Origin of the sequence: Exobacillus caeni (assembly GCF_005747095.1) — a bacterium.
Lineage (GTDB): Bacteria > Bacillota > Bacilli > Bacillales > Guptibacillaceae > Exobacillus > Exobacillus caeni.
In genome coordinates this window covers 138,654-150,882 of record NZ_SWLG01000009.1, presented here as the reverse complement: position 1 = coordinate 150,882, position 12,229 = coordinate 138,654, and the positions used below count along the sequence as shown (strand labels likewise).

The window sequence follows — 12,229 nt, the reverse complement described above, 5'->3', positions numbered from 1 at the left end:
ATGTACCATCTATAAGACCAATTAAAGGAAATTTGCTGCGTAAAACAATGGATGGAATTTTTTAAGCAAAAAAAAGAGCCGTTTCCTTAGAAACAGCTACTTCACTAATTCAGAGTTTTCGGTTTTATTTGGAGAATGGGACTTCCCCGGCACTTCATGACAATGGCGGCAGCGAGGTTCATATGACTCTGAAGCACCCACAAGGATTATCGGATCCTCATAATGGGCTGGATCGCCATCGATCAATCGCTGAGTCCTGCTTGCAGGTGATCCACAGGATACGCAAATGGCCTGCAATTTTGTCACAAATTCCGCCATTGTTAAAAGCTGCGGCATCTGGCCAAATGATTCTCCTCTAAAGTCCTGGTCTAAACCAGCTACAATGACTCTTACCCCTTGATCAGCCAACTTTTGTGCAACCATTGTAATATCTTCATCAAAAAACTGGACTTCATCGATTGCGACAATCTCGACATCATCCACTAATAAATCAAAAATATCGAGTGAATTTTCAACAGGAACAGCCATTACAGACATTCCATTATGGGAAACAACCGCTTCTTCACTATAACGGTCATCGATTTTCGGTTTAAAAACATTAACCTTTTGCTTGGCGTAGGTAGCTCTTTTCACCCGGCGAATCAATTCTTCCGATTTGCCGGAAAACATGCTTCCGCAAATGACTTCGATCCAACCGGGGCGTGACATGACTTGCATGCGATGACTTCTCCTTTCCGGTATTTCTTAATAGCTTATTCAATACCCTGAAATGCCGTCACGATATCAGTGTATGTATCCATTATCGGGGCATAATATCTTTTCGCAGGAGATGGTATGAATGCCTGGTATAATTTTTCATGCTTTGACTAGAAGGTGCGAAAATAATTTGTGCGAGTAAAAAAACAGGCAAGAGAAGTACTTGCCTGTTTACCAGCCTTACTTATTAAGGTTGTATTTTTTTCTAAAGCGATCTACACGTCCACCGGCTTCAGCAAACTTCTGACGGCCTGTGTAGAATGGATGGCACTCGGAACAAACCTCAACTTTTACGCCTTCAGCTTTTGAAGAACCAGTTTCAAATTCGTTTCCGCATGCACAAGTAACTGTTACTTTTTCATAACCAGGATGAATTCCTTGTTTCATGCTTTTCATCTCCTTCCGCCCTGAGTCCTGAGGAAACAGAGTTAACTTTATAGGATGCCCGAAAATTCCGGGCAGTCATTCCTAAACACATAGAAATATTATAACAGGGAGTATCCATATATGCAATGAGGAATAAAAAACTTTGTCATTACCCTCAGCATAGGTCTTTCCCGCTTTGCCGTTCCCTATTATATCATCTCTCTTACCTGCGTGAAGAGCCAGTTTTTTCCTTCTCAAATATATCGAAAAATTCCTTGTTTGTCTTCGTTTTCTTCATCCGTTTCAAGAAATGCTCCACAAATTCCATCGAATCGTCCATACTTTTACGGATCGACCATAACATTTCAAGCTGCTCTTTCGGCAAAAGCATTTCCTCTTTTCTTGTTCCAGAACGCCTGATATCGATCGCCGGGAAAATTCTTCTTTCTGCAAGGCGACGGTCGAGATGAAGCTCCATATTTCCTGTTCCTTTAAATTCCTCGTAAATTACATCATCCATACGTGACCCGGTTTCGACAAGGGCAGTTGCCAAAATCGTTAAGCTTCCGCCTTCTTCAATATTCCTTGCCGCACCAAAGAAACGTTTAGGACGATGGAACGCAGCCGGGTCAATACCACCGGACAGGGTTCTGCCGCTCGGAGGGATTACAAGGTTGTATGCTCTTGCAAGACGTGTGATACTGTCAAGCAGAATCACAACATCTTTTTTATGTTCTACCAGGCGCATCGCACGTTCCAGCACAAGTTCTGCTACCTTAATATGATTTTCCGGCACTTCATCAAATGTTGAATGCACTACTTCTCCATCAACGGAGCGCTCGATATCGGTCACTTCCTCAGGTCGCTCATCGATCAATAGCACAATCAGTTCGGTTTCAGGATGATTGGTTGTGATACTGTTAGCAATTTCCTTTAAAAGCATCGTTTTTCCGGCCTTTGGAGGGGCAACAATCAATCCCCGCTGTCCAAAACCAACCGGTGCAATCATATCGATAATTCGCGTCGAAATGTTTTTCGGATTGCTTTCGAACACCATTTTCTTTTCAGGATAAAGCGGAGTAAGCGCCGGGAAGTGTACACGTTCCTTCGCGGAATCAGGATCTTCCCCGTTAACAGCTTCTACATGCAACAGACCGTAGTAACGCTCGTTTTCTTTTGGCGGACGAACTTTTCCTGATACTTTGTCACCGTTTCTCAAGTCAAAACGCCTGATTTGGGATGCTGAAATATAAATATCCTCTGAGCTCGGCGAATAATTGATCGGCCTTAAAAAGCCAAAGCCTTCTGAAGGGATAATTTCAAGAACCCCTTCCATAAACAATAGGCCGGATTGTTCAGCCTGAGCTTTAAGAATCGAAAAAACAAGTTCTCTTTTGTTAAGTTTGCTATAGTATGAGACTTTGTATTCTTTGGCTTTTTCGTACAAATCTTTTAGTTTCATACCTTCTAATTCTGATAAATTAACTCCCATTATGACACCACACTTCTGATTTTTAAATATTGCTTGAAACAAGCTACACGATGCCTGTCTATTATACGTTCATTCCCACCAACACTCTTTTCGAAAAACATCCATAGAAAAACAAACAATTAAAACATTGTTTAAAAGAAGAAAAACAAACAGATCTGCTTTCTTTGAAAAAATTAAATTTTAAATAAACGACCAAAAAGAAATTCGTCCTTGTAGGGCTGAATATGTAATTCCTTAAGAGGTACATGGAGTTTTAGAGCAGGAATTTTCCATGATGAGGAATCTTAACATAGAAGATGAATCAAAAAACAAAACACAATTTTTATTTTACCCATATTAACATGAATTATTCAACTTTTAAACAGTTATAAGGTAGCGCGCATGAAACGCACTACCTCTTAATATATAGATTATAAGGCCATTATGGTCTAATAACAAGGTCTGGTTTTTTATGAAGGCTATGCTTCCCGTCAATGAAGCGGACAGTTCCAGACTTCGCTCTCATGACAACAGAGCTTGTCGTTCCAAAGGTTCCCTTGAATCGAACACCTTTTAGAAGCTCTCCATCCGTTACACCTGTAGCAGCAAAGATTGCGTCATCGCCTTTCACAAGGTCTTCCATCCGAAGCACTCTATTAATATCAGAAATGCCCATTCCATGGCAGCGTTTTAGTTCTTCATCGTTTTGAGGAAGAAGCTTTCCCTGAATTTCTCCTCCAAGGCACTTTAATGCCACTGCAGCAAGAACACCCTCGGGAGCTCCTCCTGAGCCAAACAAAATATCTACACCTGTATCTTCAAACGCCGTATTGATCGCACCTGCAACATCACCGTCTGAAATCAGTTTAATTCTTGCCCCTGCATCCCGAACTTCCTGGATGATCTTTTCATGTCGTTTACGGTTTAGAACGATCGCCACACAATCCTCGACATCCTTGTTCTTTGCTTTCGCAACCGCTTTTAAATTGTCAAGGACAGACGCATTGATGTCCACTTTTCCTACCGCTTCAGGTCCAACTGCAATCTTGTCCATATACATATCAGGAGCATGAAGCAAGTTACCGTGGTCAGCAACCGCAAGCACCGCAAGCGCATTCCATCCGCCGGCAGCGACAATGTTTGTCCCTTCAAGCGGGTCTACAGCTACATCGACACGAGGCCCGTAACCTGTTCCTAGCTTTTCTCCGATATACAGCATCGGGGCTTCATCCATTTCCCCTTCCCCGATTACAACCGTCCCTTTCATCGGCACAGTATCAAATACATCTCTCATTGCAGAAGTAGCAGCATCATCAGCTTCTTCCTTCTTGCCTCTTCCCATCCATCTAGCAGAAGCTAAAGCAGCAGCTTCTGTTACACGGACAAGCTCCATTGATAAACTTCTTTCCATGATTTTCTCCTCCCCCATTGCTTTCGGGCTCGCAATTTTTTCTCTCTTCTCTATTGTATACGAAAAGTAAAACGCTTTCAGGTTAAAATCAAAAGAAAATCGTTCCAGTAACGATTTTCTTTATGAATGCTCATCAAGAACTTTCGACTTCTTTCATTTCTTCAACATCCATTTCCTCACGCCAGATATCCGCCCCAAGGCTTGAAAGCTTTTCAACAAGCTTTTCATAACCACGATCGATATGCTCGATACCGGATATCTCAGTGATACCATCCGCCATTAAGCCAGCAACGACTAATGATGCTCCCGCACGAAGATCTGAAGCCTTCACCTTGGCTCCTTGCAGCTTCAACGGACCGTTAATGATCGCCGATCTGCCTTCTACCTTTACATTGGCTCCCATCCTGCGGAGCTCGTCAATATGTTTAAAGCGGGCAGAATAAATAGTGTCAGTTACAACACTGCTTCCCGCAGCTTTTGTTAAAAGGGATGTAAAAGGCTGTTGAAGATCGGTTGGAAATCCTGGGTAGACAAGTGTTTTAATATCTACACTCTTTAACGGCTTATCAGGAGCCTGTACAAAAACCTGATCTTCGTTTGTTTCAATCGTAACACCCATTTCACGCAATTTAGCTATAAGGGACTCAAGGTGCTGAGAGATAACGTTATCGATGACCAGGTCTTTTCCCACTGCAGCTCCCATAATCATATATGTCCCTGCTTCAATGCGATCCGGGATGATCGAATGATAACAGCCATGCAGTTCATCGACACCATCAATGCGAATAACATCTGTACCGGCACCTTTTATCTTTGCGCCCATACTTGTTAAAAGCGTTGCGACATCAATAATTTCAGGCTCTTTCGCAGCATTTTCAATCACTGTCCGACCTTTTGCCCTGACTGCAGCAAGCATAATGTTAATCGTAGCTCCGACACTAACAACGTCAAGATAAATGCGAGCACCTATCAGCTCGTCCGCACGAAGGTAAATCGCTCCCTGTTCATTCGTCACTTTTGCTCCGAGTGCTTCAAACCCTTTGATATGCTGGTCGATCGGGCGAGGGCCAAGGTTACATCCACCCGGAAGGCCGATCACTGCCTTTTTGAAGCGCCCGAGCATAGCGCCCATTAGATAATAAGAAGCACGAAGCTTTTTAACTCGTCCATTTGGAAGCGGCATCGCAATCATGTTTTCTGGATGAACGGTTAATGTTGTACCATCCAACTCAGCTTTACCGCCAATTTCTTCAAGTAAATCACGTAGGATTGCAACATCTGAAATATTTGGCAAATGGTCAATCGTCACTGTTGATTCAGCAAGAATAGCCGCCGGTATAAGAGCAACTGCGCTGTTTTTAGCTCCACTTACTTGTACGGTTCCACTTAGAGGCTGTCCTCCGGCGATCATTAACTTTTCCATAACTGTCTCCCTTCCTTGCACGCTGTTCAAGTTTTAAGCAAAAACACCTTATTTTCATACGTTAGTTTTAGTATGAGCATAATTAGGAAGTTCATGCCAATTTTTATAAATCAGATTAAAATTTTACTTTTTTCCTAATACTAAACCTTTTACTTTTGCTTAGCCTTTTTGTGCATTTTCCCAATCTGCAAGGAACCTTTCGATTCCAGCGTCTGTTAATGGGTGCTTAAGCATTTGCTGGACGACCTTAAACGGCATTGTAGCAATATGAGCGCCTCCCAGGGCTGCATCTGTTACATGCATCGGGTGGCGGATGCTCGCTGCTATAATCTCCGTCTCGATTCCATGCAAACCAAAAATTTCAGCAATCTGCGCAATAAGGTCTAATCCGTTCTGCCCAATATCATCAAGACGGCCTAAAAATGGCGATACATACGATGCTCCCGCTCTTGCAGCAAGCAATGCCTGATTCGCAGAAAAAACAAGGGTAACATTCGTTTTAATGCCAAGCTCTTTGAATTCTTTAACAGCTTTCAGGCCTTCTCCTGTCATCGGGACTTTCACGGTGATATTCGGTGCGATGTCAGCAAGTTTTTTTCCTTCTTCCACCATTCCATCTGCTTCTGTCGAAATTACCTCTGCGCTTACTGATCCTTTTACAAAACTTGTAATTTCTCGCAGGCGGTCATGAAAATCCACGTTTTCTTTCGCTACTAAAGATGGGTTTGTCGTAACACCTGATACAATCCCCATGTCATATGCTTCTTTAATTTCACTTACATTTGCAGTATCTATAAAAATCTTCACTGGATCACTTCCTTTTCTATTGTTCGAAAGCGTTTACTATAAAATAGTAACATAATTCTATCAAATTGGCTTATTTCTCTTAAAATTGCTTCTTTGGTTGTACTAATTTAGAGGATTCTATTCTATGAAGAATTTACCTTGAAAAAGCCAAACTTAAACGTCGGAGTCCGGGTGACAAACAGAGTGGCAGGCGTATCGTTTTTAATGATGTCTATGGCAGAGGGAAATGCGATGATGAGCGCCTGGATGGAAGTGATATGAAAAGGAACCGCCCAAATGATCCAGGCGGCTTCCTTTCTATTTTTGCTTACGCTTTATTGGAAGAACCAAACTCACGCATTTTTGCTTTAACTGTTTCTTTAATAGCTTCACGTGCAGGCCCAAGATATTTACGCGGGTCATACAGATCAGGCTTTTCTTCTAGAACCTGGCGAACGGCTTTAGAAGAAGAAATCTGGCTTTCTGTATTAACATTGATTTTTGCATGGCCAAGCTCGATTGCTTTCTTAACATCTTTTGTAGGGATGCCAGTACCGCCATGAAGAACAAGCGGAACACCAGTCAATTTACTGATTTGTTCCATGCGATCAAATCCAAGGTTCGGTTCGCCTTTGTATGGACCGTGTACAGAACCAAGTGCTGGAGCAAAGCAGTCTACACCAGTTTCGTTGATCAATTTCTCACACTCTTCCGGAATCGCGTATGCTGCTTCAGCGTCGTCAACGATCAAGTCATCTTCCTGGCCGCCGATTCTGCCAAGCTCAGCTTCAACAGAAACACCGACTGCATGTGCAGCTTCTACAACTTTCTTTGTAAGCGCGATGTTTTCTTCAAGCGGATAATGGGAACCATCGATCATAACGGAAGTAAATCCAGCTTTCATCGCTTGCATGCATTTTTCGAAGCTTGAACCGTGGTCAAGGTGAATCGCAACAGGTACAGTCACTTCATACTCTTCCATAAGCGCTTCAACCATTTTCACAACGAAATTGAAACCGCCCATGTAACGCGCAGCACCTTCGGACACACCGCAAATAACCGGAGACTTTTCTTCCTGTGCGGCCTGTAAAATCGCTTGAGTGAACTCAAGATTATTTAGGTTAAACTGCCCGACAGCATAGCTTTCTGCTTTTGCTTTTTCGAGCATTTCTTTCATGGAAACTAAAGGCATTGTAAGATCCTCCTTAGATTGTTGAATACTTACTTGAACATTTTGTGGAGCAAATGGCGTAATAGAAATCTATTGCTATTCTTCTACAACATGGCATAAATGGATGGGTTTTATGTATGGATCAGGAAAATAATAACGCCTTTTATGCAACTCCAATTACCGGTTCTATTATAGCATATCAACATAATAAAAGAAGGGCAAACGCTTGATTTATCAAGGTTTTTTATGAAAGCGCTATCCTTTTTCCGCTACTGGTTATCAACTGTTTAACGGGAGTTCTTTTCTTACCGCTTCACGTATTTCATCGATATCGAACGGTTTTGCGAAATGGGTGACCGCTCCGAGTTCTATCGCTTCGTGGATCATGTCCAGTTCTCCGTATGCTGTCATGATGATTACCTGGGCTTTTGTTTCCATTTCCTTGATTCTCTTCAATATTTCAAGTCCATCCATTCCTGGAATTTTCATATCTAATATGACAAGTTGCGGATCTTCGCTTTTTACGATCGAAAGGGCCTGAACACCGTTAGCAGCCTGGTATGTCTCATAGCCTTCTTTTTGGAATATCTCGTTAAGAAGGATCCGTATTCCATATTGGTCATCGACAATTAAGATTTTTTTCTTCATGAATGTAGCCTCCAACTATGCATAAATTCTCCTTTTGTAAGTTATTCTCTGTGATTAGTAGGATTCCTTCAAGGTTTTTTAGGCAATCGGGATTTATATTTATTGCAGAGATGATTAATAGTATTTTTGCTCCCCGGCCCTATCAATAATGATAACCTTGATTTTTGTACCTTGCATTCTAAAACGTTATAATGTCTGATAGTTATTAATGAATGAAAGGACGGAAACGATGTTAAAGATTTTTACTACTCAGTTAATGGGAACTTTTAATAAGATTCAGGAGCAAGAAGAGATGATGATCGAAGATATTTCTCGGGTGTTTACCCAGGTGTTGTCTGCCGGAGGAACACTTTACTTCCATGGCGTAGATGAGATGCAGGCTGTTTCTTATGAAGCGGTTTATGGAGCTCAAACATTGCCTGCCACTGATTTTTTAATAAAAGGTGGGAAAATGGCAGAGCTTATTCCTCAAGATGGGGTAGTACTGGCTACAAGATTTTCAGAGGACCAGAAGGCAGCCGATCTTGCAAAAGAAGCAAGAGAAAAAGGTGCAGTAGTGATCGGCATTTCCGCAACAAGAAAAGAGGAAGAACGGCTTTTTGTGAATGAGGTTGATTTTCATCTTGATACAAAGCAGGTGGATGCCCTTGTACCTGGTGAAGACGGAAACAGAGTCGGCTTCCCTTCCGCAATGGCAGCTCTATATTGTTACTTTGCCTTATTTTTGACCACGACGGAAATTCTGCAGGAACATGAACTGGATCTTTAATTGTCTCTTTTACTTGCAGAGACAACTTATTCCACAAATTTCGACCTAAATAGAAAATAAAAATAAAAATTTTCAAAAAATAAGAAGGAATTTGTAAATACTGGAAGAATTATAGTTGTCGGGGAGACTCACTCCCTGTAATTCCTCGCAAGACCACCTCAACCTCCCGCTGGTTACATAACTTGGACATTACCTCTGCATAAGCCTCTAGCGCGAGCCGAACTGTCGGCGCCTTGTTCTGTCTTCTCCCATTTATCTGAGGATAAAAAGAAAAACGTTTCAAGGCGCTAAAGTTTGAGAGAGAAACTTTAGCTTTCTTTAAAATTATTATACGAACAAACGTTCTGTTAGTCAAGATTGATTTTACTTTTTAATAAATTTAAAACGGCAATTAAAAAACGCCCTGTTTGAATAAGGGCGTTTCCTGATGTTATTTGTTTAAAGTTGCTCCGATAAATTCTCTGAACAATGGTTGTGGCCTTGTTGGACGAGAAGTGAATTCCGGATGGAACTGGGATGCAACGAACCATGGATGGTCTTTTACTTCAATAATTTCCACAAGACGGCCATCCGGGCTTGTCCCTGAGAACTGGAACCCTGCCTCTTCCATTCGCTGGCGATACTCATTATTGAACTCGTAACGATGGCGATGGCGTTCATAGATCACTTCGTCACTGTATGCATTGTAAGCTTTTGTTTCTTCTTGAAGCTTACAAGGATATAATCCAAGTCTTAGCGTTCCGCCAAGATCTTCAATATCTTTTTGTTCTGGAAGAAGGTCAATGATCGGGTAGTCTGTTTTTGGATCAATTTCAGCAGAGTGTGCTCCTTCAAGGTTTAAAACATTGCGGGCAAATTCTACTGATGCTAACTGCATACCCAGGCAAATCCCAAGGAAAGGAATTTTGTTTTCTCTGGCATACTTAATAGCTGAAATTTTCCCTTCGATCCCTCTATCTCCAAAACCGCCCGGCACTAGAACGCCATCAACGTCATTTAACAATTGCCCAACGTTTTCTTCTGTAACTGTTTCTGAATCGATCCATTTGATATCGATATCTGCATCGAATGCGTAGCCCGCATGTCGCAGTGATTCTACCACGGAGATATAAGCATCCTGAAGAGCAACATACTTACCTACAAGCGCGATCTTTGTTTTCCTGGACAGGTTCCTTACTTTATCGACGAGCTGTTTCCACTCTTCCATGTCTGCTTCGCCGCATTTTAGCTTCAAATGGTTACAAACTATATCATCAAGATGCTGCTTCTGCAGGGACAAAGGTACTTTATACAATGTATCCTCATCCTGTGCTTCGATTACCGCGTCTTTATCGATATCACAGAAGAGCGCGATTTTGTCTTTCATTTCCTGAGGAACAGGCATTTCAGTTCGAACGACGATTACGTTTGGCTGGATGCCAAGGCTCCGCAATTCTTTTACGCTGTGCTGGGTTGGTTTCGTCTTCATTTCTCCTGCCGCTTTTAAATATGGAAGGAGCGTACAATGGATATACATTACATTTTCTTTTCCGATATCACTTTTAATCTGGCGAATCGCTTCAAGGAAAGGCAAGCTTTCGATGTCTCCGACAGTTCCGCCGATTTCTGTGATAACGACATCAGCGTTCGTTTCTCTTCCTGCTCGGAAGACACGTTCTTTGATTTCGTTCGTAATATGCGGAATAACTTGAACTGTTCCGCCAAGGTAGTCACCGCGGCGTTCTTTTCTCAAAACAGTAGAGTAGATCTTTCCTGTTGTTACGTTGCTGTTTTTAGAAAGATTTATGTCAATGAAGCGCTCATAGTGACCAAGGTCTAGATCTGTTTCCGCTCCATCGTCTGTTACAAAAACTTCTCCATGCTGATACGGACTCATCGTACCCGGATCGACGTTAATGTATGGGTCAAACTTTTGAATGGTAACATTGATACCGCGATTTTTTAATAAACGGCCGAGAGACGCTGCCGTAATTCCTTTTCCCAGTGAAGAAACAACACCACCGGTAACAAAGATGTATTTTTTAGTCATTTGGAATTCCTCCTCGGTTAAGTAGTTTTGCCATATTGATTTATATCTCATGCAGAAGAAAACAAGTTTTGGAAAAATAATGTTATCCTGCAAAGTTTAGTTGCGGCAGTGTCACGTTCATACGCTTTTTTTAAAGCTCTCTTCCCATACTTTCTTGCTTAATAAGCTTCTCATTAGAGATGAACTGCAATTGCAGCATTGATTTCCACTCCGGGCAGTTCGCTTTCCGTATCGGTCAACAGTAACTTACGTCGCAGTTTATGGCTTATGTGCAAAAGCAACAATCTTTTAGAAAGGAGCCTTTTATAATAAGGGAACTTCCTTTTAGGAGTATTAATAGGCTGAATAATTCGCTCTTCGATAACTACTTAAAAATATGATAGCCATTTCAAACAAGAATAAAAGCCCTTATAAATATAAAAAAACAAAAGCGACTCCTCTCCCATTTGGAGGGGGCGCTTTTGTTTTTATTCTATCGTTCAATTATTAAATTTCTGTTTGGTAAAGCCCAAAAATGATTCTACCGATTTCCTCCTATAAAGTCAACCGGTCTTACAAATAATTTTTAGTCTTCATCTTCCAGGTCATACTCATCTTCTGCAAAGTCTTCATCTTCATCGTCGTCTTCGTCAAAATCTTCGTCCGCATCGAAATCGAGATCTGCGTCGTCGGCAGCAAAGTCTTCATCATCCACTTCGTCGAATTCCACGTCTTCATCAAGGTCTTCGAAGTCATCATCAAGATCGTCATAAAGGCCTAGCTCATCTGCATCTTCATCTTTTTTGCGTTGTTTTTTAGGTTTGATGGTTGTCGCTAGCTCTTCCTGGCTCTGTTCAACAGGATACCAGCTTTTTAGGCCCCATTGGTTGTCACCAAGTGTTACGAAGCGGCCGTCGATATTTATATCTGTATAGACTTGTGCAAGGCGTTCCTTCACTTCTTCATTGGGCATGTTTTTCAATTCTCCGATACGCTGCATGAGCGCATAGAAGGACAATGGTTTTTTTTCTTGCAACAATACATGATGCATGATTTCGATCATTGGTGTTTCCAGGATTTCTTCAGGTGTGAGTTGGTCTGTCATACTCAATTAAGGCACTCCCTTTCATTTCTGAACGGTAACATAGGATCTTAGTCTTGATTTGAAAATCATACCATTCATTATAAACAAAGTTTGGTTAGATATGCTATAGAAGAAGGCAAAATATCTTCAAAGAAAGGGACAGTTTTGCTCCCCCTCGGCACTTATGTTTCAAGAGCTTCTTACAAGCAAGCTTGACGTAGCTCTCAAAACAACGTGCCAATCGCTAACGCTCTTACAAAAAAAGATTTCATCAATCTTTTTTTTGGGGGAGCAAAGATGTAACGCTTTGTGGTCCCATTTAAAAATATTAAGAAA

The 12,229-nt window shown here is 41.6% G+C and carries 12 protein-coding genes; 2 read left to right on the top strand and 10 right to left on the bottom strand.

Features of this window, described 5'->3' with window-relative positions:
* Positions 1–96 precede the first annotated feature (96 nt).
* From FCL54_RS14430 to fsa, 6 genes are all read right to left on the bottom strand, one after another.
* On the bottom strand, positions 97–717 hold the full coding sequence (locus tag FCL54_RS14430; protein ID WP_138127433.1) for a thymidine kinase: 621 nt from the start codon (positions 715–717) through the stop codon (positions 97–99).
* Between the two features lie 219 nt (positions 718–936).
* On the bottom strand, positions 937–1,143 hold the full coding sequence (rpmE, locus tag FCL54_RS14425; protein WP_138127432.1) for a 50S ribosomal protein L31: 207 nt from the start codon (positions 1,141–1,143) through the stop codon (positions 937–939).
* A 202-nt stretch (positions 1,144–1,345) separates the two neighbouring features.
* Positions 1,346–2,614: a transcription termination factor Rho gene (gene rho, locus FCL54_RS14420; protein WP_425467130.1), complete on the bottom strand. Its 1,269-nt coding sequence runs from the start codon at positions 2,612–2,614 to the stop codon at positions 1,346–1,348.
* A 421-nt stretch (positions 2,615–3,035) separates the two neighbouring features.
* Positions 3,036–4,004 carry a class II fructose-bisphosphatase gene (glpX, locus tag FCL54_RS14415; protein ID WP_138127431.1) on the bottom strand — a complete coding sequence of 323 codons (969 nt, stop codon included), beginning with the start codon at positions 4,002–4,004 and terminating at the stop codon, positions 3,036–3,038.
* 133 nt (positions 4,005–4,137) lie between these two features.
* Entirely contained in the window at positions 4,138–5,427 is a 1,290-nt protein-coding gene (locus FCL54_RS14410) for a UDP-N-acetylglucosamine 1-carboxyvinyltransferase (RefSeq protein ID WP_138127430.1), read from the bottom strand.
* Between the two features lie 159 nt (positions 5,428–5,586).
* On the bottom strand, positions 5,587–6,234 hold the full coding sequence (gene fsa / locus FCL54_RS14405) for a fructose-6-phosphate aldolase (protein WP_138127429.1): 648 nt from the start codon (positions 6,232–6,234) through the stop codon (positions 5,587–5,589).
* 138 nt (positions 6,235–6,372) lie between these two features.
* On the opposite strand from fsa, the gene FCL54_RS24625 reads away from it, so the two are divergent.
* On the top strand, positions 6,373–6,495 hold the full coding sequence (locus tag FCL54_RS24625; RefSeq protein ID WP_281281378.1) for a hypothetical protein: 123 nt from the start codon (positions 6,373–6,375) through the stop codon (positions 6,493–6,495).
* A gap of 46 nt (positions 6,496–6,541) precedes the next feature.
* Here the strand turns inward: FCL54_RS24625 and fba are convergent, their stop codons facing one another.
* A complete protein-coding gene (gene fba / locus FCL54_RS14400) occupies positions 6,542–7,405 on the bottom strand; it encodes a class II fructose-1,6-bisphosphate aldolase (RefSeq protein WP_138127428.1) in 864 nt (287 codons plus the stop codon).
* Positions 7,406–7,663: 258 nt separating this feature from the next.
* A complete protein-coding gene (locus FCL54_RS14395) occupies positions 7,664–8,032 on the bottom strand; it encodes a response regulator (protein ID WP_138127427.1) in 369 nt (122 codons plus the stop codon).
* A gap of 229 nt (positions 8,033–8,261) precedes the next feature.
* Here FCL54_RS14395 and FCL54_RS14390 point away from each other — a divergent pair, with 229 nt between their 5' ends.
* Positions 8,262–8,801, top strand: coding sequence for a DUF2529 family protein (locus FCL54_RS14390; RefSeq protein ID WP_171016852.1), 540 nt, complete (start codon positions 8,262–8,264; stop codon positions 8,799–8,801).
* 430 nt (positions 8,802–9,231) lie between these two features.
* On the opposite strand, the gene FCL54_RS14385 is transcribed toward FCL54_RS14390, so the two are convergent.
* Together FCL54_RS14385 and rpoE are read right to left on the bottom strand one after the other, a co-directional pair.
* Positions 9,232–10,830, bottom strand: a complete 1,599-nt coding sequence (locus FCL54_RS14385; RefSeq protein ID WP_138127425.1) for a CTP synthase — start codon at positions 10,828–10,830, stop codon at positions 9,232–9,234.
* 565 nt (positions 10,831–11,395) lie between these two features.
* Positions 11,396–11,914, bottom strand: a complete 519-nt coding sequence (gene rpoE, locus FCL54_RS14380) for a DNA-directed RNA polymerase subunit delta (RefSeq protein ID WP_138127471.1) — start codon at positions 11,912–11,914, stop codon at positions 11,396–11,398.
* Positions 11,915–12,229: the final 315 nt, after the last annotated feature.

Coding starts and splice junctions, on each gene's coding strand:
- FCL54_RS14430 (WP_138127433.1), bottom strand. CDS start 717: ATGCAAGTCATGTCACGCCCCGGTTGGATCGAAGTCATTTGCGGAAGC.
- rpmE (WP_138127432.1), bottom strand. CDS start 1,143: ATGAAACAAGGAATTCATCCTGGTTATGAAAAAGTAACAGTTACTTGT.
- rho (WP_425467130.1), bottom strand. CDS start 2,614: ATGGGAGTTAATTTATCAGAATTAGAAGGTATGAAACTAAAAGATTTG.
- glpX (WP_138127431.1), bottom strand. CDS start 4,004: ATGGAAAGAAGTTTATCAATGGAGCTTGTCCGTGTAACAGAAGCTGCT.
- FCL54_RS14410 (WP_138127430.1), bottom strand. CDS start 5,427: ATGGAAAAGTTAATGATCGCCGGAGGACAGCCTCTAAGTGGAACCGTA.
- fba (WP_138127428.1), bottom strand. CDS start 7,405: ATGCCTTTAGTTTCCATGAAAGAAATGCTCGAAAAAGCAAAAGCAGAA.
- FCL54_RS14395 (WP_138127427.1), bottom strand. CDS start 8,032: ATGAAGAAAAAAATCTTAATTGTCGATGACCAATATGGAATACGGATC.
- FCL54_RS14390 (WP_171016852.1), top strand. CDS start 8,262: ATGTTAAAGATTTTTACTACTCAGTTAATGGGAACTTTTAATAAGATT.
- FCL54_RS14385 (WP_138127425.1), bottom strand. CDS start 10,830: ATGACTAAAAAATACATCTTTGTTACCGGTGGTGTTGTTTCTTCACTG.
- rpoE (WP_138127471.1), bottom strand. CDS start 11,914: ATGACAGACCAACTCACACCTGAAGAAATCCTGGAAACACCAATGATC.